At 65.2% G+C, this 23,205-nt stretch carries 21 protein-coding genes, 1 tRNA gene and 1 pseudogene; 14 read left to right on the forward strand and 9 right to left on the reverse strand.

Features of this window, described 5'->3' with window-relative positions; translation table 11 throughout:
- Nucleotides 1-99 precede the first annotated feature (99 nt).
- Both M8859_RS11585 and M8859_RS37620 read left to right on the forward strand, forming a co-directional pair.
- On the forward strand, nucleotides 100-561 hold the full coding sequence (locus tag M8859_RS11585) for an Rv1443c family protein (protein ID WP_321209866.1): 462 nt from the start codon (nucleotides 100-102) through the stop codon (nucleotides 559-561).
- A gap of 256 nt (nucleotides 562-817) precedes the next feature.
- A pseudogene (locus M8859_RS37620) lies at nucleotides 818-940 on the forward strand (transposase); the annotation flags it as partial.
- Between the two features lie 343 nt (nucleotides 941-1,283).
- Here M8859_RS37620 and M8859_RS37625 read toward each other — a convergent pair.
- Nucleotides 1,284-1,379: a tetratricopeptide repeat protein gene (locus M8859_RS37625; protein WP_159929448.1), complete on the reverse strand. Its 96-nt coding sequence runs from the start codon at nucleotides 1,377-1,379 to the stop codon at nucleotides 1,284-1,286.
- 1,617 nt (nucleotides 1,380-2,996) lie between these two features.
- On the opposite strand from M8859_RS37625, the gene M8859_RS11595 reads away from it, so the two are divergent.
- On the forward strand, nucleotides 2,997-3,287 hold the full coding sequence (locus M8859_RS11595) for a helix-turn-helix domain-containing protein (RefSeq protein ID WP_236565692.1): 291 nt from the start codon (nucleotides 2,997-2,999) through the stop codon (nucleotides 3,285-3,287).
- A gap of 202 nt (nucleotides 3,288-3,489) precedes the next feature.
- Here M8859_RS11595 and M8859_RS11600 read toward each other — a convergent pair whose 3' ends face one another.
- Nucleotides 3,490-3,900 (reverse strand): hypothetical protein, encoded by a 411-nt coding sequence (locus M8859_RS11600; RefSeq protein ID WP_159929450.1) that lies wholly within the window; start codon nucleotides 3,898-3,900, stop codon nucleotides 3,490-3,492.
- A 61-nt stretch (nucleotides 3,901-3,961) separates the two neighbouring features.
- Between M8859_RS11600 and M8859_RS11605 the strand changes: the two genes are divergently transcribed.
- On the forward strand, nucleotides 3,962-4,777 hold the full coding sequence (locus M8859_RS11605; protein WP_249644206.1) for a site-specific integrase: 816 nt from the start codon (nucleotides 3,962-3,964) through the stop codon (nucleotides 4,775-4,777).
- A gap of 85 nt (nucleotides 4,778-4,862) precedes the next feature.
- On the opposite strand, the gene M8859_RS11610 is transcribed toward M8859_RS11605, so the two are convergent.
- A tRNA-Pro gene (locus M8859_RS11610) sits at nucleotides 4,863-4,936 on the reverse strand.
- Between the two features lie 173 nt (nucleotides 4,937-5,109).
- Entirely contained in the window at nucleotides 5,110-6,294 is a 1,185-nt protein-coding gene (locus tag M8859_RS11615; RefSeq protein WP_236565548.1) for a cytochrome P450 family protein, read from the reverse strand.
- Nucleotides 6,295-7,158: 864 nt separating this feature from the next.
- Here M8859_RS11615 and M8859_RS11620 point away from each other — a divergent pair.
- Nucleotides 7,159-7,911, forward strand: coding sequence for an MBL fold metallo-hydrolase (locus M8859_RS11620; RefSeq protein WP_255466225.1), 753 nt, complete (start codon nucleotides 7,159-7,161; stop codon nucleotides 7,909-7,911).
- Between the two features lie 23 nt (nucleotides 7,912-7,934).
- Here M8859_RS11620 and M8859_RS11625 read toward each other — a convergent pair whose 3' ends face one another.
- Both M8859_RS11625 and M8859_RS11630 read right to left on the reverse strand, forming a co-directional pair.
- Complete coding sequence (locus M8859_RS11625; protein WP_159926676.1) at nucleotides 7,935-9,158, reverse strand: alkane 1-monooxygenase; 1,224 nt, start codon at nucleotides 9,156-9,158, stop codon at nucleotides 7,935-7,937.
- Between the two features lie 752 nt (nucleotides 9,159-9,910).
- Complete coding sequence (locus M8859_RS11630; RefSeq protein ID WP_159926678.1) at nucleotides 9,911-11,212, reverse strand: lipase family protein; 1,302 nt, start codon at nucleotides 11,210-11,212, stop codon at nucleotides 9,911-9,913.
- Here M8859_RS11630 and M8859_RS11635 point away from each other — a divergent pair.
- The 3 genes from M8859_RS11635 (at nucleotide 11,205) to M8859_RS11645 (ending at nucleotide 13,123) form a co-directional block, all read left to right on the forward strand.
- Entirely contained in the window at nucleotides 11,205-11,942 is a 738-nt protein-coding gene (locus tag M8859_RS11635; protein WP_249644207.1) for a TetR/AcrR family transcriptional regulator, read from the forward strand. The genes M8859_RS11630 and M8859_RS11635 overlap by 8 nt on opposite strands.
- 117 nt (nucleotides 11,943-12,059) lie before the next feature.
- Complete coding sequence (locus M8859_RS11640) at nucleotides 12,060-12,716, forward strand: SRPBCC family protein (RefSeq protein ID WP_159926680.1); 657 nt, start codon at nucleotides 12,060-12,062, stop codon at nucleotides 12,714-12,716.
- Nucleotides 12,716-13,123 (forward strand): ArsR/SmtB family transcription factor, encoded by a 408-nt coding sequence (locus M8859_RS11645; RefSeq protein ID WP_195070695.1) that lies wholly within the window; start codon nucleotides 12,716-12,718, stop codon nucleotides 13,121-13,123. Before M8859_RS11640 ends, M8859_RS11645 begins: the two co-directional genes overlap by 1 nt.
- A gap of 18 nt (nucleotides 13,124-13,141) precedes the next feature.
- On the opposite strand, the gene M8859_RS11650 is transcribed toward M8859_RS11645, so the two are convergent.
- Nucleotides 13,142-14,401 carry a KasA/KasB family beta-ketoacyl-ACP synthase gene (locus M8859_RS11650; RefSeq protein ID WP_159926684.1) on the reverse strand — a complete coding sequence of 420 codons (1,260 nt, stop codon included), beginning with the start codon at nucleotides 14,399-14,401 and terminating at the stop codon, nucleotides 13,142-13,144.
- A 52-nt stretch (nucleotides 14,402-14,453) separates the two neighbouring features.
- Between M8859_RS11650 and M8859_RS11655 the strand changes: the two genes are divergently transcribed.
- Entirely contained in the window at nucleotides 14,454-15,458 is a 1,005-nt protein-coding gene (locus tag M8859_RS11655; RefSeq protein ID WP_249644208.1) for a GlxA family transcriptional regulator, read from the forward strand.
- 41 nt (nucleotides 15,459-15,499) lie between these two features.
- Here the strand turns inward: M8859_RS11655 and M8859_RS11660 are convergent, their stop codons facing one another.
- Both M8859_RS11660 and M8859_RS11665 read right to left on the reverse strand, forming a co-directional pair.
- On the reverse strand, nucleotides 15,500-16,207 hold the full coding sequence (locus M8859_RS11660; RefSeq protein WP_249644209.1) for an HAD family hydrolase: 708 nt from the start codon (nucleotides 16,205-16,207) through the stop codon (nucleotides 15,500-15,502).
- Nucleotides 16,204-17,493: a cation:proton antiporter gene (locus M8859_RS11665; protein ID WP_195070692.1), complete on the reverse strand. Its 1,290-nt coding sequence runs from the start codon at nucleotides 17,491-17,493 to the stop codon at nucleotides 16,204-16,206. Before M8859_RS11665 ends, M8859_RS11660 begins: the two co-directional genes overlap by 4 nt.
- Nucleotides 17,494-17,782: 289 nt before the next feature.
- On the opposite strand from M8859_RS11665, the gene M8859_RS11670 reads away from it, so the two are divergent.
- From M8859_RS11670 to M8859_RS11690, 5 genes are all read left to right on the forward strand, one after another.
- A complete protein-coding gene (locus tag M8859_RS11670) occupies nucleotides 17,783-18,598 on the forward strand; it encodes an SDR family oxidoreductase (protein WP_159926692.1) in 816 nt (271 codons plus the stop codon).
- An 11-nt stretch (nucleotides 18,599-18,609) separates the two neighbouring features.
- On the forward strand, nucleotides 18,610-19,788 hold the full coding sequence (locus M8859_RS11675) for an acyl-CoA dehydrogenase family protein (protein ID WP_249644210.1): 1,179 nt from the start codon (nucleotides 18,610-18,612) through the stop codon (nucleotides 19,786-19,788).
- A 4-nt stretch (nucleotides 19,789-19,792) separates the two neighbouring features.
- Nucleotides 19,793-20,938 carry an acyltransferase family protein gene (locus M8859_RS11680; protein ID WP_195070689.1) on the forward strand — a complete coding sequence of 382 codons (1,146 nt, stop codon included), beginning with the start codon at nucleotides 19,793-19,795 and terminating at the stop codon, nucleotides 20,936-20,938.
- Between the two features lie 392 nt (nucleotides 20,939-21,330).
- A complete protein-coding gene (locus M8859_RS11685; protein ID WP_195070688.1) occupies nucleotides 21,331-22,356 on the forward strand; it encodes an L-tyrosine/L-tryptophan isonitrile synthase family protein in 1,026 nt (341 codons plus the stop codon).
- A gap of 25 nt (nucleotides 22,357-22,381) precedes the next feature.
- Complete coding sequence (locus M8859_RS11690) at nucleotides 22,382-23,185, forward strand: TauD/TfdA dioxygenase family protein (protein ID WP_159926700.1); 804 nt, start codon at nucleotides 22,382-22,384, stop codon at nucleotides 23,183-23,185.
- The last annotated feature ends 20 nt before the right edge of the window (nucleotides 23,186-23,205 follow it).

The following is a 23,205-nucleotide window of genomic DNA, read 5'->3' on the forward strand; positions in this document are numbered from 1 at the left end:
CTACGAATGACCGGACCAGGCCCACACCCAGAAAGGTAGCGCAAGCCGATGACACGCAAACGGAGAACCCGGCACATCGAGATGGTTAGCACCGTCGATATGCCCATCGAACAGGTCTGGGCCACGATTACCTCGCCCGAGGGCATCAACGCCGAACTGCGGCCCTATCTCAAGATGACCGTGCCCAAGACGTTCCGAGACCGCACTATCGACGACGTAGCACCCGGAACTCGACTGGGACGCAGCGTCCTCCTGCTATACGGATGGCTCCCCATCGACTTCGACAACATCACCGTCGCCGAGATCGATCCCGGAACACGGTTCCGCGAGGAATCGACCATGATGTCGATGAGTGTCTGGGTGCACGAACGCACCCTACGTCCCTCCGGCAACAGCACCGAGATCACCGACTCCGTGTCCTTCGTCCCGCGCGCACCCCTCGGGCTGCTTCCCTACTGGGGCGCAGCCCTGCAGGCTACCCTGACGTTCTTGTTCCGCCACCGGCACCGGCGGCTGCGGACCCACCCGAACGCGACACAGGCCGACAGCGAACGATCATGACACAAACCCGCAGCGATCACGCTCGCACCGCCGACCCAACCGGGAACCGTCGCCGAAACGCCGAGGAGCGACGCATCCGTCGGCCACCACCGCTATACCGCACCGCCGCCGGGAGTGTCGGAAAGCCGGCGGAACTGACCTCGGTCCGATGGGTCGAACCTGATGGTTCGTCAGGAAGGACCGGCTGATGTCGGAGACACTGGCCGCCGTGGCGAACAAGGACGCGGCGCACACCAAGAAGCTCGCGGTGCTGTGTCCTGCGCTGCGGTCGGCCTATGGCGTCGGGCCCGACACCGCCGCGCAACTGCTGGTCACTGCTGGCGACAACCCGCAGCGGTTGCAGGGTGAAGGTTCGTTCGCAGCGTTGTGTGGTGCAGCGCTGGACGGTGTATGAGTTCGAGAAGGCTGGCGATGCCACGCCGGCTCGGCGGCGACTTGAGTCTCGTGCTCCCCGCGCCCGCGGGGAAGATCCGGACTTACTACAGCCCACGTTCTCGAGCCCGTCGTGCTCCCCGCGCCCGCGGGGATTAGCCCGTGCCGGGCTGGCTCGGCGCGGCAATGAGGGGTCATCTCCGCGTCTGCGGGAATGACCCGTAGTCGGTGGGTGTGCTCCCCGTCCGGGTGGTCGGGGCCGAGGATTCGCTCGCGGTAGGTGAGGATCTGCTCGGAGCGGGGGACAGCCGAGTTTCCTCGGCGTCCTTTCTGGTAGGCGTGGGGCGAAGTTATGGCGCGCGGTCAAGGGTATCGGGGTGGTTGGGGCTGAGGAGTTGTTCGTAGTCGGTGAGGACTTGCTCGTGCAAAGTGATCGCCTCGTTCACTCGGCCCCCTCCCGGTAGGAGAACACCCTCAGGGCAGGCAGTTCCAGGACCGGCTTCATTCCGTAACCAGCGCCGCACACCGCGTCGGCTTCAGCGCTCATCAACCACTCCCCGGCTGCGACACGCTCATGCGTTCGCTCCGAAGTCCCAGATACACAACTCTGCCGAACGCGACCGTGTCGGGAGCTTGTGACACCAGTCACCACTGTGGATGGAACCCGTTGTGCGGCAGCAGCGTCCGAGAGCAGTGAAGGAGATACCTTCAGTGCAAGGGAGGGGACGACATGCGAACCTTTTCGGCTGGGCAGCGGCTTGTCACAACGATCGCGCTGACGGCTGCGTGCATCGCAGGCGCATCAACAGTTGGCGTCGGCATCGCACAGGCAGAGACACCGATGTTTGCGGCCGAACCCGCCGATGCGGCGCACCCGCATGGTCGGCCGGAAGGTTACCGTCGGCCTGCGGGCCATCTCGCTGGAGTCGCCGGAGAACAGTTTCTACCAGCATCTCGTGGGCCAATATCGGGATCAACGCACCACGGATTGAGTCCGTCGCCCCGAAGGCGGAATCAGCAATCGGTGCGAGCTGGGCTGGACAGGCGTATCCCGGAAGAGGGGCCGACGGACGCGCAGGGCTACGGCGGCGGCAAGATGACCACCGCGGCCGCGTCATGAATCCAGTCGGCGGCTGCGAAGAATCCGGGCAGCAGCTCGGCGAAGTCCGGGTTCGCCTCTCGTGCTCAATCGAACGCCACGAAGTCTGGTAGAGGTAAGAGCGGCGGAAGGGCCTATGAAAGGGGACAGCCCCGAACGTTCGTGTTTCGGGGCTTGTACTCTGCGCTGGGGCTTAGGGTTGGACAGATGTCCTCGATTCGGATCCTAGCGACAGTGAAGTAAGGTACTGCGCCGGAACTGGTCCTGCCCCCCCGTAGGCGCTGGTGCGAAGGTACCCGGCGGTGGTGAGCGGATCATCGAGACGGTCGAGTCGCGCTGCCGTGTGGTGAGATGCCGTGAGCACTGCGGTCGGATCAGAGTGAGCAGTGCGGGGATCTCGACCGTACAGTGCGCGACACGCGCGCGAACGCGTCGATGACCAGGCTTTTCATCCGAATTATGTCGGCAAGAAGGCTGTAGTGATGACAAGGGTGATGACGCCGTCATCACCTGCGCTAGCGATCGACGTGTTTGCCTGCTGATGACCGTGTCATCAGCTGAGTGGTACATTCCGTATCGAAACGTAGCGACACGTCGTGAAACAGCGGTTGAGCGGCGAGTATGCACTGAAGTCGGCTCGCTGACCAAGGATCGCGGACAACGCCTCTGGGGTTCGATTCCCCCAGGCGGCTTCAAGGAAAACCTAGGTCAACGGCGTTACGGTCCGCTGGAACGGACTCGGTGTCATCACCCGCATCTCGAGGCGAGGTGTCTTCCGGCAATGTCGTTCTTGCCGGAGGCTCCTCGCGTTTGCGGGGGGTGAGCCCGCGGGGACGTCAGCGGCCTCGAGAGGCCGTGACCAACCCCGCCGATCAGCATGGCCACTGGCGCAATCGTCGCCGGGAAGCTTGAATGGATGGTGGGTGAGAATCGGCAGGCAGGGTCCTTTCAACTGAGGTGACCCATGTCTTCGAGACCCCCGTCCAAGCCGTCGATGCCGAGCAATGACGGCCGCGCGGAGCGGCACCGCGGTCCGGTGCTTCACGGTAGCGGCGACGAGATCTGGCTCAGCACCGAGGAAGTCGCTCGGCGACTCAAGATTCCGAAGAAGACGCTCTCGGCGTGGGCTGCGGCGGGCCGCGGCCCCAGATTCGCCCGCATGGGCAGATACCGGCGTTACCGGGTCAGTGACGTCGTTGCTTGGGAAGAACAGCAACTCGCCACCGGTGGAGGAAGCAGCGCAGGGTCCACTTGAGTGCTGGTGTCGGATGACAGATTCGGCGACCGCGTCCGTCATCGTCGGCAACTCGGTCGGGCAACAAAACACTACAGCTAATCTGTGGCAAACAGATGCCTCTTGCGCTGTTGCCGCTAGATCACGAAGTCTCGGAACTCCACCGCGAACCATCTGGATCGGCGCGCCGGGCTGCGCGTAATCCGGTCGGGGCGAGGTGGGCTCAGCATTTCGACGGATTGAAAGGCGATCGATGGGAGGCAGACTGCCGAAGCCGGTTGGCACCTTCGGCCAGCCGAGCAAGCCCAAGAAACAGAAGAACGGCAAATGGCGTGCGACGGTTCGCTTCTACACCGCGCAGGGGCCGCAGCAACTGGAACGGATGGGAGACACAGCCGACGAGGCCCGCAACCGCCTCGCCGAAGCCATGCGTGATCACCGGCAGCAGTCGGGATACGCGCGGATCACGCGCAACACCAAGCTGATCGATTTGGCGGCCGAGCTGATCATGGAGATGGAGGCGGATGACGCCTACACCCCGGGCAACGTCGAGGACTATCGCCGCGAGGTCTACGTCTCCACCCGACAAGCGCGCGAACAAGAAGACGATCAAGATCGAGAACTCGGTCGGCAATCTCCAGATTTGGCAGGCCACCGCTGGAGAGCTCGACCGTCACCTCAAACGACTCGTCGGGATGGGGCTGCGGCGGAAAGCCAAGCAGCACAAGATCATCTTGCGCGCGATGATGGCGATCGCCGTGCGGCATGGCGTGCTCGACAGCAATCCGGTCGACGGTGTCGCCGCGTTCACCCGGCGCAAGCCGCCGGCCCGCGGCAAGGTGCAGGACCAGGACGCGCTACCGGCGTTCCGTGCCCAGGTCCGGGCGTGGGCGGCCGGTGAGGCAATACCCGGCACCCCGGCCTACACTTGTGGCCCGCCGCGGGACTGGACGGTGGTGTGGGTGGTCGACGTGATCACCGGCACCGGAATCCGCCCGCACGAGGTCTTCGCGCTGCTGCTCGAGGACATCGATCTGGACGCGCCCGAGCCCTACCTGGACGTGACCGGCACCCTGGTCGAGGTGAAGGGCAAATGGGTGCGCAAACCCGCCCCGAAGTCCGACAACGGGTGGCGGCGCATCCTGCTGCCCGCCCACACCGTCGAGGCGGTCCGGGAGTCGGTCAAGGACCTGGAAGTCGGCGACCGTCCCAACCCGATGGGACTGCTGTTCCCTGCCCGAAACGGGTCGCTGCGCAACCCGAACAACTTCGGCCGCACTTGGCGTGCGGCGCGCGGGGAGAACTTCGCCTGGGTGACCCCGCGCACGTTCCGCAAAGGCGCGGCCACCGCCGTCGACCACGCCTACGGCGACCCCGGACGCGCCGCCCGCCAACTGGGCAACACCCGCGCAGTGGCCAAGGCGCACTACATCGACGTCCCGGAAACCGTTCCGGACAATCGAGACGTGCTCGAGCGGTGGGCCCGAGGCTCCACAAGCCTGAAAACGTGAGATTTCTGTGAGAACCGCTCGAATCAGCCCTACCGCATGAACTGGGAAAACCCCTTCCGACGCTGGTCGGAAGGGGTTTTCACTGTCGGGCTGACAGGATTTGAACCTGCGACCACTTGACCCCCAGTCAAGTGCGCTACCAAACTGCGCCACAGCCCGTTGCGTCCGCTGTGCGGGCGCTCGAAGAGATTACCGCACGAGGTGGGGGCGGTGCTAATCGCCTAGTCAGAGTGTGTTGTGGGGGGTGGTCGACCGGTGCGGAGGGGTAGGTGGTGGGCAAGCGGACTACTTGTCGGCGATGGCGCGGCCTTCTTCGCGGCGGAGGCGTCGTGTCAAGGGAAAGGTAGAGGTGGGGACGGGGGAAAGGTCACCGGGACGGTGGCCGGGGCGCGGTGGAAGGAGTTCGGTAGCCACCGCAATTCCTCGGCGGGGACCGCCAGCCGGATCTCCGGCAGGGCGTCCAGTAGTTGGTCGAGCGCTTCCTGGACGACGACCATGGCGACCGACTGGGCGGGGCAGGTGTGTGCCCCGGCGCCCCACGCCAGGTGCGAACGGTTGCCTTGGCGATCGTCGGCCACCGCGGCGGGATCGTTGTTGCATGCCGCCAAACCGATCAGCACCGGTTGATGCTGCGGCAGCCACATATTCCCGACGATCTGGGGCTGACGCGGATATCTGATGCAGGAAATCGACTCGGGGGGATCGGTGAACAGCACCTCATCGATCGCGTCCCGGGTGGACAGCGCTCCGCCGAGCAGTTCACCACCGAAGCGTTCGTCGGTAACGAGCAACAGTACGGTGACCGCGATCAGGTTCCACGTCGGTTCGGCGCCCGTCGTGTACAACATGGCCATTTGATGCACGAGTTCGGTCTCGCTCAATCGAGCCGGATGCTGGACGAGCCAGGACGCCACATCCCTGGCCGGTGCTACCCGTCTGGCGGAGATCACCTCGAGCATCGCCGAGGTGAGCATTCGATGACCGGATTCCACCGAGGTCTCGTCGACGGCGTCGCGCAAGTTCGTCATCGCCGTGTACGCGTTCTGCCGGGTCTCCGGCGGAAATCCCAGTACCTGCTCGAGCACCCCGACGGTGAGCGGGATCGCGTACTCGCTGAGCAGATCCACCGAACCGTCCGCGCAGAAACCGTTGATCAGCGACACCGCGGTGCGTTCGACCGTGTGACGCAGCGCGTGCAGGTCGATCCGATCGAGGCTGTCGGTCACAGCCGTTCGGTAGCGGGAGTGCGCGTCTCCCGCGGTGCGCAACGCGTCCGGCCGCCACCGCATCGCCCACGGCACCGGACACCGCGTGGCAGCACTTTCTTCCCATTGGCTCGGATCAGCCGAGAAACGGGAAGGATCGGTGAGGACGCTCAACGCCGTGCGGTAATCGATGACCAATGTCGCCGGCACTCCCGGTGCTACCTCGACCGGGGCCAGCGGGCCGTGATCGGTGCGCATTCGCCGGTAGGCGGCATGGGGGTCGGCCGCGAACTCGTCCGAATACAGTTTCACCGGCGCGCACCGTAGCGATCGAGCGGCGCGGACGGGCGGAGCGCCGGACGTCCCGGTGGTCTCGCTCCCAGCACGAGAGACGACGAAATAGTCACAACAGGCTCCTGAAAAGCGAATACGGAATCATCGACAGGATCCGTACGGCTTCTCTGGCGTAGGCGGGTCCGGCCGTGCGAGGAATAGCTGAGTCGGCTACCGCGGGAAGCCGAGTACGGGAGGCCGATGACACGCGGGTGGCGCGGATCGTCGCCGGCCCGCTGGGCGCGTCGTGGATCCTGACGATCCGCGTGCCCGGTACGACCTCGACACTTCTGAACTCCCCTGCTATGCCGTCGGCAATTGGCGCCGCGGCCGAACCCGGTGGTCAAACCGATTGGTTTGCCCAAACGTATTCGATCGCAGCGTAATTCGACTAACGCTGAGGGAGCATACTCATTTCCGTCATCGTTCGCAGCGCGAACAATCTGGGACAGCGGTCCGGTCCGGCAGTGGACCATTCAGCCAGTGAGGCAGCGCCCTCGAAAGAAGTGGTGCCAGCCGCCGGTGACCGCGATCGTGCGCGTCAATCGCGTCCGATGACGGTATCTGCACGACCGTCGATGGGATCGCTGTCCGTCGCTTCGGTTGCGGGATCATGAGCACCGGGGCGCTGACGCACTCACGGTGCACGCATCGATAGCAGGGACAACTGTGATGCCGGTAGTCGAAGTGCGACAGTCGATTCGGCGCCTTCAGGCTCGCCGCATTCGAAATAGGCGTGTAGCGTGGCCGGCACGGATAGGAGTGGGACTGGTGCGTGTCCATCACTTGGATGCTGGGGGAACCCGTCCTTCGGGTGGCCGCTTGTTCGATGGCCGCCCGGGGGTGCTGCGCAGAGCAGCCGGCGCGTGTCATTGCTTGTTGGTCGAGCACTCTGCTGGGTTGACCCTGGTCGATACGGGTTACGGCGAGCAGGCACTGGTTCGGCCGGATGTCTGGGTGGGGCGGCAACTCATCCGCCGGTCGAATCCGGTTCTCGACCAGCCGATCGCGCGTCAGGTCGAAGCGCTGGGATTCTCCCGCGACGATGTCCGCGACATCATCGTGACGCATCTCGATCTCGATCACGCGGGCGGGCTCGCCGACTTCCCCCGGGCGGCCGTGCATGTCTACCGGGACGAGTTGGAGGCTGTCGAAGGGGCGTACGGCCGTCGCGAAAAGATCCGGTATCGGCCGGTGCAGTTCGAGCACGGACCCAAGTGGTCGGTCTATGACGAGTCCGACAGCCGGGAGGAGCGCTGGTTCGGCTTCCGGGCGGTGCGCGAACTGCGCGGTCTGCCGTCGGAGATTCTTGTTGTTCCGCTGGCGGGACACACACGCGGTCACGTCGGAGTCGCTGTGGACACCGGGAACGGCTGGTTGTTGCACGCCGGGGACGCCTATACCTTCCACGGGCAGATGGCCGAGAAGCCGTCGATGCCCCCGGGGCTACGCGCCTTTCAGTGGGCGATGGACACTCGGCGCCCGTCTCGCATCGACAACCAGCAGCGGCTACGGGAACTCGTCCGCGACAATGCCGACACGGTGACGGTGTTCTCCGCGCACTGCGCGACGGAGTTCGAGCGCCTGCGCCGTTGAGGCTCGGCGGCTCTCGCCGCCCGTCATCGGTCCGACTGGGTCGACTGGCTCATGCTGTGGGCGCGGGGGTCCGCGGCAGGCTGCGCGTCGTTGCGCGCATGCCGGATCGGCAGCAGGAGCCGCCGCCTGCGAGGCTGCATATTGATGCGCGTGATGTCGCCGTTGTAATGGGCGAAGACGCGGTGATCCATGACCGCGCGCCACAGCGGGGGAATCATGGCGAGCACGACCATCGTGGCGTAACCGGCGGGCAGCTGGGGGGCCTGTTCGGAGCTGCGCAGGGTCTGGTAGCGGCGGCCGGGGTTGGCGTGATGGTCGCTGTGGCGCTGGAGGTGGAACAGGAAGATGTTCGTCACCAGACGGTCGCTGTTCCAGCTGTCGCGCGGTGAGCAGCGTGCGTAGCGGCCGTCGGGGCGGCGGGCGCGCAGCAATCCATAGTGTTCGACGTAGTTCACGGTTTCCAGCAGACCTGCGCCGATGAGTGCTTGCAGGGCGAGGTAGGGGATGATGGCGGGGCCGAAGGCCGCGATCAAGCCGATGAACAACGCCGCGCTCATCGCCCAGGCTTGCAGAAGATGATTGGTGGGGCTGAACCAGGGTTTGCCGTTGCGGGCCAGGCGCTGACGCTCCAGCTCGAGGGCGGAACGGAATCCGCCCACGATGGTGCGCGGCATGAATTGCCACAGTGATTCCCCGAAGCGGGCGCTGGCGGGGTCGTCGGGTGTGGCGACGCGAACGTGGTGGCCGCGGTTGTGCTCGACGAAGAAGTGGCCGTACCCGGACTGGGCGAGCGCGATCTTGGCCAGCCAGCGTTCGAGGCGTTCGGCGCGATGCCCGAGTTCGTGCGCGGCGTTGATGCCGATACCGGAGACGAAGCCGAGAGTCACGGCCAAGCCCAGTTTGTCGGCCAGGCTCAACTCGTGGCTGCTCCACAGATATCCGGCGATGAGCAGGCCGATGAATTGCATCGGCAGGAACATAAAGGTGCACCACCGGTAATAGCGGTCGTTGGACAGCGCCTCGTAATCCTCGTCGCGAGGATTGCTTCCGTCGTCGCCGACCGCCCAATCCAACAGTGGAATCACAACCAGCACGATGATGGGGCCGATCCACCAGAACACCTCCAACCCGGTGAGCAACACCAGTTGGGAGGGAAGCAAGGCGCAACCCGGGGCGATCAAACCCAGAAGCCACAGGTATCGCTTGGGATCACGGGCTTTCGTGTGCTCGAAGATCGTCATAGTCATCTCGCCGATCCATCAGGAGGACACTCAACCGACAGTTCTGACTGCGGACAACGCGGACTTTTTGCACGCTCATCCAGGATAACTGGAAGTTCGCTGGATGGCGGAAAATTGTCGAAAGCGCCCTCTGAGCGGGCAGTGTCCGACTCACGATCATTCGGTGCGGCGAGGTCGGCCGCGACCTGCCGGGGGTAGCGACCTCGTGCGACTGGTGTCCGGTTCGGTGCCCGGTGACCGGATTCGGCGAGCTCGGTCGTCGTCGGCCGGTCGTCGTCGGTGGCATAGTCGAGGTGAATATTTCGACAGTAAGGCATCGACTTCCGGTCTTCCGGCAGTCGGCGACGCGGTGTCGGACACGGATGGATCCGCGCCGGATCTCCGAGTATCACCGGTGTGCGCACCTGAGCGGCTCAGGTCGGCGGGGGTGAGCCAACTCCGACATGCGACCCTTTCTGTGCCGATCTCGACCAGTCACGCGATACCTCAAACAGCAAATTTCCTGCAATCAGCCCACCGGCTCTGGAGCTGGGACGCCTCGGGCTGGACCTTCTGGCGGAACTCGCCTGCCGTGCGGGGATCTGTGACGACCCTGGCAGGCAGGTCGGCCGCGGCTCGGTCGTGAAACCGAACCGCGGCCGACCACCGTGCATGGAGATCGCGGCGCTACGAGCCGATGCTGCGCGATTGCGCGCGGCGCTGCGCCGAGTCTCCGATCGAGATACCGACGGTATCCGAGTCGGGCGTGTTTTCGCAAATCAGGGCAGGGCCCCGCAGTTGGTCGGTGCGGGCTGTCCGGCGAGCCGCTCGGTGATCCACTGCTGCGATCCGACCAGCGAGGGGAAGAACGCCAGCACGTGGGTGGCCCGCAACCCGGTGATGACACTGGGCAGCTCGACGTTCGCGTTCAACTGCACCGGCACGCCGCTGGCGCACCACCCCGCGGCCATCTCGCGAACGGGCACATAAGGCGCACCCTCGTCGCTCGGGCTCGAGGAGATGAGGACGGGAACCCGCGGGGTGAGCGTGCCGACCCGCTGCTGGCTGAACGCCGACTTCAACACCGGGGACTGATCGATCACCGCGGTGAGCGGTTGCCCGCTGGTGGTCCACTGCGACGTGTTCGGGAACTGCTGTGCCAGTCCCAGCGGTACGGCGCACTTCTCCATGGACTCCCGCAGGATCGCTTTGCCGGTGTCGTTGAGTTCGGACTCGAGCACCGGGCGGGTTTCGGGATAGTTGGCCGCGATGCCGTTGAGGATCCACGCGAAAGCCGGTCCGAGTGGGGCTCGGCCATCGTTGAACCCGATGAAGTACTGGTCGTCCACCACCGGCCCGCCGATGTAAGCGCCCTGTACGTTCAGCTCAGGGGCATAAGCAGGTTGCAATTCGGCCGCGCCCGCGGACGCCATGCCGCCCTGGGAGTACCCGTACAGAATGACCGGCGAGCCGGGGTTGAGGCTGGTGCCCGGCAATTGCAGCGCCGCACGCGCGGAGTCGAGCAGGGCGTAGGCCTGAGCTTTACGGTTGAGGTAGTCGTGCACCGCGGGCGTTCCCAGCCCGTGGTAGTCGGTCACCATCACCGCCATGCCGCGGGCCAGCAGCGTGTACAGCGCCAGTACGTCGTATTCCACGATGACGTCGAACGGAGGCTGGTATTGGATGAATTGCGCGAGCAGTTTCGAAGGCGCGCATTGGTCGCCCTGCCCCTTCGTGCCGACCGCGTACGCGATCAGCGGGCGCTCACCGGGGCCGGTCCACGGCGCTGCCGGCTCCAGATATGTACCGACCACCGTCGTCCTGGCGTCGTGGGTATCGCTGCTGACGTACATGATGCGGGTCGACGAAGCCGGGATCGATCCGCCGATTCCCGGGACGGAAATCGCCAGCCGTGACGCTTCGGTCCGGATGATGGAGCCCGGCGCGCCCCCGGGCGACGCCGGTGGAATGTAGAACTCGTCGCCCGCCACCGCTTCCGCGGCTGGTTCCGCCCACACGTGTGGGGCCGAGACCGCCCCGCTCCCGGCCACGATGAGGGTTCCCGTCAGGGCTGTGGCCAATCTGAGTATTCGACTCCTCACGATGCGATCCTTCCTGCGATTGGGATACCCATGGCATCTAGAATCGGATACTGAGAGTATCTGTAAGGGGTATGGATTGTCTGGGAATATCGATGAGTGTCGGCCGCTGCGGGGGACAGGGCGTTCGCGGCCGACTCGAGCGCAGAGCCAGGCGCGTACGCGCAACGAATTGATGGCCACCGCAAAACGGCTTTTTCTGCGGGACGGGTATCAGGCGACGACTCTGGACAAGGTCGCGAAGGCCGCCGGTTTCACCAAAGGGGCGGTGTATTCGAACTTCCGCACCAAAGACGACCTGTGCCTGGCGGTGCTCGACGAAATTCACGCCGAGCGAGCGGCGGAGGTCGCCGAAATCATCGCGGCGCCTACGGCGACCGACCGTCTGAAACGGATGACGGAATGGGCCGAACGGGTTGTCGGTGATCCGAACTGGACGCAACTGGAGCTGGAGTTCAGTGTCCATGCTCGGCGCGATGACCACCTCCGCGACGAACTCGCGACCCGGCTCGACAATATCGTCGGCATGGTCGGCGCGGCCCTGGGAACCCCGGACGACCTCGAAATCCAGCGATCGCGGGCCGAGGCCGCGGTCGCGGTGCTGGCGCTCGGTGTCGGGCTGGGCCTGTTCCGGTCGATCGATCCCGGCATCCCGGTGACGGGGATGATCTCGGCGCTGCGCGCGATCGCGGGGTTGACCCGCAACGGCTGAAGTGCTCGGTGGGCATGTGTTCCGGTCGTACGCGCGCCGATGCCGGAAGGGCTCCGGGGGTATTGCGTTCGCCGCATCGGAGCCTAATATAAGTCAAGGCTTATCAAGGAGGATGTCATGCCACTGCTGACCGATCCCGCCGCCATCGCCGGGCTCGTGACCCGCGAGGTCCGCACCGGATCTCGCGACGGCACGCCGACCAGGATCGCTGTCGCCCGGCGCACGTATCCGACCGATCAGGCGGATCTCTGGGACGCCCTCACCGACATCGAGCGGATCCCACGCTGGTTCCTGCCCGTCAGCGGTGACCTGCGGGTCGGCGGCCGCTATCAGCTCGAGGGCAATGCCAACGGTGTCGTCGAACAGTGCGATGCGCCGAGGCGGTTCGCCGTGACATGGGAGATGGGGCCGCAGATCTCCTGGCTGACGGTGGATCTCACGCCTTCCGGAGACGGCACCGAGTTGGAGTTGGTACACGAGGCTCCGGTCGATCCCGAGTTCTGGTCGCAGTACGGACCGGGTGCTGTAGGCGTCGGGTGGGATCTCGGCCTGATGGGACTGGGGCTGCATTTGTCGAGCGGAGTTCGGGTGGACCAGGCCGAGGCCATGGCGTTTCCGACGACGCCCGAGGGAGCGGCCTTCATCCGCACGGCGGCTCTCGGCTGGGCAGAGGCCGCAGTGGGCGGCGGTGACGACCCGGCTGCCGCGAACGCGGCGGCGCTGCGAACCGTCGCGTTCTATACCGGCGCCTCGGAAGGCGGCTCTCAGGTTTGATGGACAGGTCCCCAGCGAAGATCTTCGAGGCACTGGGTGACCCGGTTCGCCGGTTCATCCTCGAAGTGGTGGCGGCGGGCGAGCAGCCCGCGGGTGCGCTGGTCGCGGCCGTGCGAGAGCACACGCCGATTTCCCAGCCCGGCGTCTCACAACATCTCAAGGTGCTGCGCGATGCCGGGTTGGTGCACGTCCGCGCCGAGGGCACTCGACGGCTGTACACCCTCGACCCCGCGAGCGTCGACGCCGCCCGGGCCTGGCTGACCGGGCTGACGGACCCGCTACATCGGTTCGCCCAACCGCTCGACGCTCTCGCGACGGAGATCGCTCGCGGAAAACGAGCACGCCGCGGCGCCGAGCCCGATCGAACCGGCACAGCGGATGCCGACGGACAAGCCCGTTACGGGTGACCGCACGCAACGACTCCGTCAGCAGCGGCCGAACACGACGGCCGCGTTGTGGCCACCGAAACCGTACGAGTTGTTCAGCGCGTACTCGATCTTCTGAGTCCGGGCGCTGCCGTGGACGATATCGAGATCGATCTCGGGATCTTGATTGTCGAGATTCAACGTGGGCGGCACCACGCCGTCCCGCACGCTGAGCACGGTCAGGGCGGCTTCCACCGCGCCCACCGCGCCCACCGAGTGGCCCAGAGCGGATTTGGGCGCGTAGACCGATGCGTGGCCGCCCACCGCCTCTCGGATTCCCCTGGCCTCCGCTAGGTCGCCGAAGGGAGTGGCTGTCGCATGGGCGTTGACGTGATCGATGTCGGAAGCGCTCACCCCCGCCGTTTCGAGCGCACGACGCATGGCTCGAATGTTTCCCGCGCCGTCCGGGTGCGGGAGAACCATGTGGTACCCGTCGGCGGTGAGGCCCGCGCCCATCAGGCGAGCCAGCGGTTTCGCCCCCCGAGCCCGTGCGTGGTCCTCCGACTCCAGCACGAACAGGGCCGCGGCCTCGCCGAAGACGAAACCGTCTCGGTCCCGATCGAACGGGCGTGACGCGCGCTCGGGTTCATCGATCCGTGTGCTCAGCGCCCGCATCATCGAGAACCCGGCCACCGCGAGCGGATTGATCCGGCCCTCCACGCCCCCCGCCACGACGATGTCGGCTTCGCCCAGGATGATCGAACGCCACGCGTGCACCAGCGCCTCGCATCCGGAAGCACACGCGGAGACGGGCGTGATCACGCTGGCTCGCGCGCCGAGTTCCAGCCCGACCACCGCCGCGGCGCCATTGGGCATGGCCATGGGCACCGCGAACGGGGACACTTTGCGGTAGCCCGCCTCCCGCATCTGGTCGTTGGACTCGATGATCGTGTCGGCGCCACCGAGGCCGGTGCCGATGCAGACGCCCAGTCGATCGAGATCGACTTCCGGCCGGCCCGCGGTGTCCCAGATCCGGTTGCCCATGACGTAGGCGATCTGCTGGACATACGACATGCGTCGCTTCTGGACGCGGCTGAGTTCGTCGGTCGGATCCAGTTTGAACTGGCCGCCGATGTCGACGGGAACCTTGAAGCGCTCGAAGTCGGGGTCTTGTACCTTGGCGATCCCGGTTTCGCCGGCGAGGAGTCCTTTCCAGGTGGCGTCGGTGTCGGCGCCGACAGCGGTCGACATCTCGATAGCAGTCACGACCACACCCCGGAATCCTCCGTTGCTGGTAGAGAAGTCCGCCAAATCGGACATCAAACCCCTTCTTTCGGCTCGTCGGCTCAGATGCTCCAGCGAGGCTATGCGCGTGCCGGAACCGCGGGGTAGTAGCCCGAGTGCCGATCACCGCTACGATCGGGCCATGCAACCGGATGGGGGAACGCGTCGTGTGACGGTCGTCATTCCCGACGAAGTAGTGGTTCTGGACGCCGCGATTCCGATCGACGTGTTCGGTTCGGACCCCCACTATCGCCTCGAAGTGTGCGCGGTATCGCCGACCGTGCCGACCTCGATTCCTGGGCTGTCGTGTGTGGCGACGGCCGGGCTGGAGGCTCTCCGCCATGCCGATACGGTGATAATGCCCGGCTATTCCACCTACGAGCAGCCACTGCCGGACCCCGTGATCCGATCGCTTCGCGACGCCCACGCACGGGGTGCGCGAATGTTGTCGATCTGTACCGGCGCTTTCGCGCTAGCCGCGGCGGGCCTGCTGGCCGGCCGGCCCGCTACGACGCACTGGCGCGCCGCGCCGTTGCTTCAGCGCCGATACCCCGACATCGACGTTCATTCCGATCGATTGTTCGTCGATGACGGCGACGTGATGACCTCCGCGGGGGTCACCAGCGGAATCGATCTCTGCCTGCACGTGGTGCGCAAGGACGTCGGCGCGGCGGCCGCGAACGAACGCGCCCGCGACCTGGTGGCGCCGCCGGTCCGTGAGGGCGGCCAAGCGCAGTACACCCGGCAGTTCTCGCCGCAGACCTCCTCCGGCGTGCTCGCCGAGACACGCGCGTGGATTCTCGCGAACCTCGATCGCAGGCATTCGATCGAGGACCTCGCCAGGCGTTCCAATCTCTCGCGCCGTAGCTTCATCCGGCGCTTTCGCGAAGAAACCGGAACCTCCACGCATGTGTGGATCACCAGCGCGCGCCTGAATCAGGCTCGAGAGCTGCTCGAGACCACCGGCCTCCCGGTCGATCAGATCGGCTACCGCGTCGGCCTCGGCAACCCCGCCAACACCCGGGCGGTGTTCAAACGTCATCTGGGTGTCAGCCCCGGCCAGTACCGGCGCATGTTCACGGTCGGGAACTGAACGGCGCGCCTCCGGGAACTGCTCGGCCGGGGGCTCGGGCCCTAGCCGGGAAGCCGTTGCGCGGGATAATCGCGCAGTCGTGGGTCGGTGTCGCCGACGACGACCGGATGACCCACCAGCTCGAACATCGCGACATCGGAATGATGATCGCCGAAGGCCATGCACGCCTTCGGATCGATGGCCGCTTGTTCGGCATACCGCAGCAGGGCGGCGGACTTGTCGGTACCGACCATCGTCGCGAGGACGTCGCCGGTGTACTTTCCGGCGGCCGTCTCCATCTTCGTGCACAGAACCGTTGCCGCGCCAACGGCTTCGGCGATCGGTTCCAGCGCCGGGGCGATCGAGCCGGAGACCAGCACGATGCGACTGCCGGTGCGGGAGAGCTCGTCCAGTCGTCGCCGCACGGCGGCATTGAAGAAAGCCGGGTCCGCGGAACTGGAGGCGAACCAGTCTTTTCCGGTACGCCGCAGGTCGGCGGTGTCACGGCCGACCCAGTGCCGATAGAACCACCGATGTGATTCGCCGCGGCTCATGCCTGCCGCACGAAGCGTCCGGAACTCTCGAAGCACGGCGTCGGCTTCGGCGCCGTGCCCCCGGCGCCGCGCGTCGAAGACGAACAGGGACAGGAAGGTTACGCTCCGGACCAGCGTTTCATCGACGTCGACGAAAACAGCTGGGACAGCGACCTTTCGATCGATCAGCTCCGGCGCGGGGAAGGATCCCGGGTCCTGCTCTCTGGGCGGCGTCATGCTCGAGCCTCGGTCTGCGCGGCGGCGTCGACCTCCTGTTCCGGCTCTTTTGTAGCCGACGGTGGGTCACCGTGCCGCACCGCGCGGGTGACGCCGCAGATTCTCAGCAACGGTGCCGTCATCGCGGTGGTGACCAAGGCCATGATGACCAGCAGCGAGTACAACTGCTGGCCGATGACGCCGATCGTCAGTCCGATGTTCAGGATCACCAGCTCCGTCAGCCCCCGGGTGTTCATCAGCGCGGCGAGGGCCGCGGACTCCACCCGGTCGATTCCGCCGCAGCGGGCCGCCACGTAGGTGCCGCCCAGCTTGCCAACGAGGGCGGCGAACATGATCGCGACGAACTCGACGACGCCCGCGCGGTCGAGCGCGCCGAGATCCACTTGCAGGCCGGCGACCACGAAGAAAGCAGGCAGGAAGATACTGCTCAGCAGTCGGGCGCCGTCCTCGACGGCCGTGCGCAGCGGCCGGGGGAAGACCACACCGAACAGGAACGCGCCGAAGATCAGGTGCAGGCCCAGCCACTCGGTGGTGGCTCCCAATAGCAGAGCGCCCGCGACGCCGATGAATACCATGTTGCCGGTGTTCTTCTCGGACCCGCTGCGGGCGATACGGCACAGCGCCGGACGCACCGCCCACCACAACACCATGACCAGCGGGATGAACAGTAGTATCCGCCACTGGTGATCGAGGTCGGGCTGCGCGATACCGATGACTACCGCCAGAACGCACCAGGCGAGTACGTCGTCGAATGCGGCGCTGGTCATCGCCGACTGGCCCAGGCGGGTGCCCAGCAGCCCGCGGTCGTGCAGGATGCGGGCCAGCACCGGAAACGCCGTCACGGCCAACGCGCACCCGATGAAGAGGGCGAATGTCAGCCGATTTCCTTCACCGTGCCGTGCCAGCGCCCAGATCGCGATCGCGGAACCGAGCGCGAAGGGAACGACGTAGGCCGAAACCGCCACAGCGGTGACCGACCGCCTGCGACCGGCGAGCGAGCGGAGATCCATCTCGAGGCCTGCCGAGAACATGAAGATCATCACGCCGACATTGGCGAAAGCCGTGAGATACGACCGGATGTCGTGCGGAAACACCGCTGCGGACAGCTCCGCGCCGAGGATCGTCGGCCCCGCGAGTATTCCTGCCACGATCTCGCCGATAACCGGGGGTTGGCCGCATTTCTCGGCCAGCCATCCCAGCAGCCGGGCCGCGGCCACGATGAGTACGAGGTCCAGCAATAACAAGATCATTTGGTTGCTCGGCAACGCCTCGACTCCGTTCGGCATTGAGGAGATCGCGAGGTCGGATTCGACCCTCGCAGGCGGTCTGTCCGTACGTCGAACCGCGGTGCGGAAACCCCCGAAAGATGGACTACCTGCATCGAGACGATATCGCAACCGCGCGGCGAATGAGGGGGGAGAGTGACCTACGCCACGTTCGGTACGGGGTCCGGAGCGTGTGGCGCAAAGGAGTGCATGTCTGTCGCGAATCGGACTGGCTGGTCGCTCTTTTGGTTGTGAATACTTCGATCTATGGCTGGAGCCAGTCGGAGGGCGCAGCTGAGGGGAGTCGACGTTGTTCGAAGGTAAGACGGTACTCGTAACCGGTGCGGCAACCATAATCGGCGCGGAGGTCGCTCGGGTCTTCGCCGGGTATTCCGCGAATGTTGTGCTGGGGGACATCGATGCGGACGGCGGGAAGGGGACGGCCGCCGGTATCGGCGATCGCGCCGTCTTCGTGCCGATCGATCTCCGCAGCGATTCGTCCATCAGGTCGTTCGTCGCGACCGCGGTCGACCGGCACGGCCGGATAGACGCTCTGGTCAACATCGCCTGCGTCTACGGCGACGACGGCTCCACCGCGGACATGCGGGCACAGTGGCTGGAGGTGCTGAACACCAATGTCGTCGGTACGGCGATGTTGTGCGGACAGGCGCGATCCGCTCTGCGAGACGCGGGAGGGTCCATCGTCAACTTCACCTCGCCCAGTGGACGGATCGCGCAGGCCGGGCGAGTGCAATACCCGGTGAGCAAGGCCGGGTTGCTGCAACTGACCCGAAGTCTCGCGCTGGAATACGCCGGTGACGGGATCCGCGTCAACAGTGTCTCGCCGGGCTGGACCTGGTCGCGTGTGATGGATGAGATCACCGAAGGGGACCGGGCGCGGACCGACGCGGTGGCCTCCCGATTCCACATGCTGGGCAGGGCGGCCGATGCCCGGGAAATCGGTGAGGTGGCCGCCTTTCTCGCTTCGTCCAGGGCGAGCTTCGTGACCGGCGCCGAGTGGACCGTGGACGGCGGCTACTCCGCGCTGGGACCCGAGCAGACCACCTCGGCGATCGAGCTGCTCCTGCGCGATCGGTCCGAATCGCACGAAACCTCTCTGGCATAGGAAATCGAACGATGACTGCAGCAACAATTTCGGCGACCTCCCTGCTGGAGGCGGTACGTTCCCTGGCGCCCGATTTGGCGGCACGCCGCAGCGAGATCGATGCCGAGCGCAAGCTTCCGGTGGACATCGTGGAGCGACTCCGCGAGATCGGCGTCTACCGAATGGGTTTCAGCTCGGAGATCGGCGGTCCCGGCTTGACCTCCCTCGAGCAGCTGGAAGTGGTCGAGGCCCTGTCGTACGGCGACACGGCGACCGGGTGGTGTGCCATGATCGGCGCCGCCACCGGCATCTACGCGGGATATCTCGACGAGCAGGCGATCGCGGAGCTCATGCCGAGCCAGGACCTGATCACGGCGGGTCTGATCTTCCCGGCCGGCCGTGCCGAGCGCACCCCCGGTGGTTATCAACTGACCGGACGATGGAAGTTCGGCAGCGCGATCACGCATGCCGACCTGGTCATCGGCGGGGCATTCGTGACATCGGGAGGAATCCCGGAGGCGACCGCGGACGGCAGGCCGGTCGTCCGGCTCTTCTTCATGCGCCGCGATCAGGTCACCGTGTTCGACACCTGGGACACCACAGGTCTTCGTGGCAGCGGAAGCAACGACTACGCGGTCGAGGACCTCTTCGTCCCCGAGCATTATTCCTTCGCGTTCGGCGAAAGGAAGAGCTGTAGCGGGAAGCTGGCCGAGCCCGAAGCGCTGGCCCGGATCATGCCCGGTGTACCGCTGGGTACGGCGCGCGCCGCGTTGGACTACGTCCGCGGACTCGCGGACGGCAAGACAGTGCCCGCGGCCGGGCAGAAATGGGCGGACAACTACCGTGCGCAGTACCTGCTGGGCGAGTGCGAGATGGAGTACATCGTCGCGCGCGGCGCCGTCGTCAACACGGTGGAGGCACTGTGGGACGCTCTGGAGGGCAACCGTTTCGCGGAATTGCCACCGGACACGAGGATCGCGACCGCGCTGGCCAGGACCCATGCTTTCCGCGCCGCGCTGCGGATCGTCTCCCGCCTGTGCGAGCTGGTGGGTACGGATTCGATCTACCGGCCGGATCCGCTGGATATCTGGCTGCGCGACATGAACACGATGGCGCGGCACATCATCGCGCACGACCAGGTGATCCAGTCCACCGGAGCCTTCCTGATGGGCGGCAGGCCGGAGTTCCCGTTCGTCGTAGGGCTGGGCTGATCCGATGGAAATCGACAAGCGCAAACGGCTGCCGTCCCTGACCGGACTGCGGTTCTTCGCGGCGCTCTCGGTGTTCGTTTTCCACGTGATGCTGCCGAACTCGCCGATACCTCCCTACAAGCCGGTCAATCTTTTCGCCGATCCGGACGTCGCGTACGACGCGGCGTGGGCTGTAGGGAAGTTGGGATTCCTCGGGGTGTCCTTCTTCTTCATTTTGAGCGGCTTCGTCCTGACTTGGTCGTGGAAACCGGGATCGAGCAAATTGCAGTTCATCCGGCGACGAGTGGTCAAGATATTCCCCAACCACCTCACGCTCTGGGTGGCGTCGATGGTTCTTTTCGCCGCGGCTATCACGCCATGGAAAGCTTGGTTGCCGAATCTCTTCCTCCTCCATGCGTGGTTCCCGCAGAACTACATCAATGCAGGAGTCAACACGCCGTCGTGGACGTTGTCCTGTGAGCTGCTGTTCTATGTTCTGTTTCCATTCGTGATACCGGCGGTGCTGCGAATCGACAGGAAGTATCTGTGGCACGGAGCCGCCGCCATGGTGGCGGGCATTGCCGTGATCGTCCTCTTGACGGCCTTCGTCGTCCCCGGCTCCGAGAAATCCGAACTCACGCCGATTCCCGTTCTGCAGCTGTGGTTCGGTTACCTCTTTCCTCCGTCGCGTCTGTTCGAATTCTTCCTCGGTGTGTTCGTGGCGCGTATCGTAATGGAAGGGCGATGGATACGGATTCCGCTCTGGGCCGCGGTGGCCGCGGTCGGGGTGGGTTATGTGGTGGCGATGTACACGCCGTTCTACGTCGGCTTCGTCCTGGCGACCGCGGTTCCGCTCGCCCTGCTGATCGGATCGGCCGCCCAGTCCGACATCGAGGGGACGTCACGGTTCCTGTCGAGCCGGCTCTCGGTCAAGCTCGGTGAAATCTCCTTCGCCTTCTATATCTGTCAGGGCGTCACTTTGTTCTATGTCCGCCGCCTCATGGATGCCGCCACGTTCAGTGTGCCGGTCGCCGTGCTGATAATCTTCCTTTTATTCTGTTTGAACATCCTCGCCGCTTGGATGTTGTTCACCTTCGTGGAAGCACCTGCTATGCGTCGGTTCGCTCGGCCGAGGCGAGCTCCCAGCGTCGAAGAAAGGGTGGTCGGTTAGACCTTCGGATCGCGCTCGAAATCAGCGGAAATTTTCCGGTCGGAGGCTCGTGGTGCGCCACGGGCCTCCGATTCACGTTTTATCGACGGTGGGAACAATTCGGTTGCCTCGCCGCCGCCTCGGCGGTATCCTGGGATGTGTTCTGAGTCAGGGAACGAGTTCTGAATATGGGGGGTGTTCGATCAAATGAATTACGTGAATCGCATCTGGTTATGAACTTTTAGGGTTCGCATATACGGGGTTTCGAACGGATTCTCCTTCCTGATTTCGAATCCCGCTCAGGCATTCTGATCGCAGACAATTCACCGACGGTCCGGTCCGCGTGAATCGCGGAAATGCGCCGTGCGGTCCGGTTGTGTGCGCTCGTTGTGTCGTATGTTCGGAAGGTAGTAATGAATACGACTGTCGACAACGGGTCCGAGCGTCTCCAAGAGCTCGGGCGACAACAGTCCTACTCCAGACACGACCATGACGCGGAATCGGTTGCCACCGAGATACTTCGCATGGTCTTCGCGCGCCGGCGAAGCGCCGAGCCGAAGTCGGTGTGTGAGCTGGCTCCGTGCGCGGAGTGTTTCGCACCGCACCTGCCCAAGGTGATCCGGTACATCGAGGCCGGTACGCCGGTCCATTTCGTCATTCCGGCGTTCCCGGCGAAGTCGCGTAACCGCCGCAAGACGCTCGGTCGTCTGCCCGACATGGCCGAGGCACTGGCGATCGAGTCGCTGCAGGGATTCTGTGACCAGATCTCGTCGGTCTACCGGCCGGGCGCGATCGTGACCATCTGTTCCGACGGCCATGTCTTCAGCGACACGCTCGGAATCCCGGACGTGCACGTCGATCACTACGGTGCGGAGCTTCGCCGGATGATCCGGTCGACCGGCGGCGGCTCCATCGGCCTGTACGGATTGCGGGACGCGATGCCCGAGATGACCTGGGACGAACGCAGGCGGCGTCTGCTGGCGGAGTACTCGGACGGCATCGGCGCACTACGCGCAGCGGTGCGCACCGATCCTGCCGCACGGCGAATGTTCAACGGAATCCACCGTTTCATGGTCGAGGACAATGCCGTGCTGCTGCCCGACCTGTCCGCCACCCAACGGCGGAACCGGTCGAAGGAGACGGCGTACGAAGTGGTGCAGCGCAGCCAAGCGTGGAGCCGCCTGATGGCGCAGATCTTCACCGAGGCGGTGCGACTGTCGATTCATCCGCAGGCGAATCATTCCGAGAAGATCGGTTTCCATCTCCTGCGGACCCAGGACAGCTGGCTGACGCCGTGGCACGGCGTGGTGCTCGACGACGGAACCAGCCACACGCTGGTCAAGCGGATGTATGCCGAGGAATTGGGCGCTCGCTTGGTATGGCGCAACAGTCGCCCCAGTCACTTCGTCCTCGGCAGGACGCCGCAAACCGATTCCTAGCGAGTGTAAGGAAGGTCATAAGGTCATGACGAAAAGTTCGAGCGAATTGCTGCTGGGAGGGCAGCGGCTTCGGCCGTTCGGTCGTCTCGTGGCGTCCGCGACGGAGGGGCAGACCCTCGCCGACGTGCCGATCGAGGAGCTGCTCGCAACGACGCTCAGCGAGAAAGTGGTCGTGTTGCGCGGATTCGGCCTGCTCGGCAAACCGGAACTGGAGAACTACTGCCGCGCGGCCGGCGAGATCCTTCAGTGGAACTTCGGGTCGATTCTCGATCTGGTGGTCCGGGACACTCCCGACAACTACCTTTTCGACCGGGACGATGTCCCGTTCCACTGGGACGGGGCGTTCGCCGAGCACGTGCCGCGGTTCTTCCTCTTCCAGTGCGTGCGAGGAGAGGGCGCCGGCGGCGAGACCGTGTTCTGTGACAGCGTTCAGGTCTACCGGGAGGCGCCGGAAGATCTGAAGGAGCTCTGGGCTCGCACCACGATCACATACCGGACAGACAAACTCGCGCACTACGGTGGCTCGGCCGAATGGCCGCTGCTCGGAACGCATCCCGTCACGGGCGAGACGACGATCCGATACGCCGAGCCGCTGGATCCGGCGCGCTACGCCAATCCGCTGTTCTTGACCGTCGAGGGAATCTCGGCCGAGGACGGGGTGCGCGTCATGGAGGACCTGCGCGAGCGGCTGCACGACGCGCGCTACTGCTATGCCCACCAGTGGCGGACCGGCGACATCGTCGTGGTCGAGAACCACGCTCTGCTGCACGGCAGGAATGCGTTCACCGGATCGGTCTCGCGGCATCTTCAGCGCATTCAAATCATCTGAGCAATCAGCCATCGGAGAGG

This window comes from Nocardia sputi, assembly GCF_023501985.1.

Bases quoted from the DNA above. Each gene is read 5' to 3' on its own strand.
- M8859_RS11585 (WP_321209866.1), top strand. From the start codon at position 100: ATGCCCATCGAACAGGTCTGGGCCACGATTACCTCGCCCGAGGGCATC.
- M8859_RS11595 (WP_236565692.1), top strand. From the start codon at position 2,997: ATGTCTTCGAGACCCCCGTCCAAGCCGTCGATGCCGAGCAATGACGGC.
- M8859_RS11605 (WP_249644206.1), top strand. From the start codon at position 3,962: ATGGGGCTGCGGCGGAAAGCCAAGCAGCACAAGATCATCTTGCGCGCG.
- M8859_RS11625 (WP_159926676.1), bottom strand. From the start codon at position 9,158: ATGACTATGACGATCTTCGAGCACACGAAAGCCCGTGATCCCAAGCGA.
- M8859_RS11640 (WP_159926680.1), top strand. From the start codon at position 12,060: ATGCCACTGCTGACCGATCCCGCCGCCATCGCCGGGCTCGTGACCCGC.
- M8859_RS11645 (WP_195070695.1), top strand. From the start codon at position 12,716: ATGGACAGGTCCCCAGCGAAGATCTTCGAGGCACTGGGTGACCCGGTT.
- M8859_RS11650 (WP_159926684.1), bottom strand. From the start codon at position 14,401: ATGTCCGATTTGGCGGACTTCTCTACCAGCAACGGAGGATTCCGGGGT.
- M8859_RS11660 (WP_249644209.1), bottom strand. From the start codon at position 16,207: ATGACGCCGCCCAGAGAGCAGGACCCGGGATCCTTCCCCGCGCCGGAG.
- M8859_RS11665 (WP_195070692.1), bottom strand. From the start codon at position 17,493: ATGCCGAACGGAGTCGAGGCGTTGCCGAGCAACCAAATGATCTTGTTA.
- M8859_RS11675 (WP_249644210.1), top strand. From the start codon at position 18,610: ATGACTGCAGCAACAATTTCGGCGACCTCCCTGCTGGAGGCGGTACGT.
- M8859_RS11680 (WP_195070689.1), top strand. From the start codon at position 19,793: ATGGAAATCGACAAGCGCAAACGGCTGCCGTCCCTGACCGGACTGCGG.
- M8859_RS11685 (WP_195070688.1), top strand. From the start codon at position 21,331: ATGAATACGACTGTCGACAACGGGTCCGAGCGTCTCCAAGAGCTCGGG.
- M8859_RS11690 (WP_159926700.1), top strand. From the start codon at position 22,382: ATGACGAAAAGTTCGAGCGAATTGCTGCTGGGAGGGCAGCGGCTTCGG.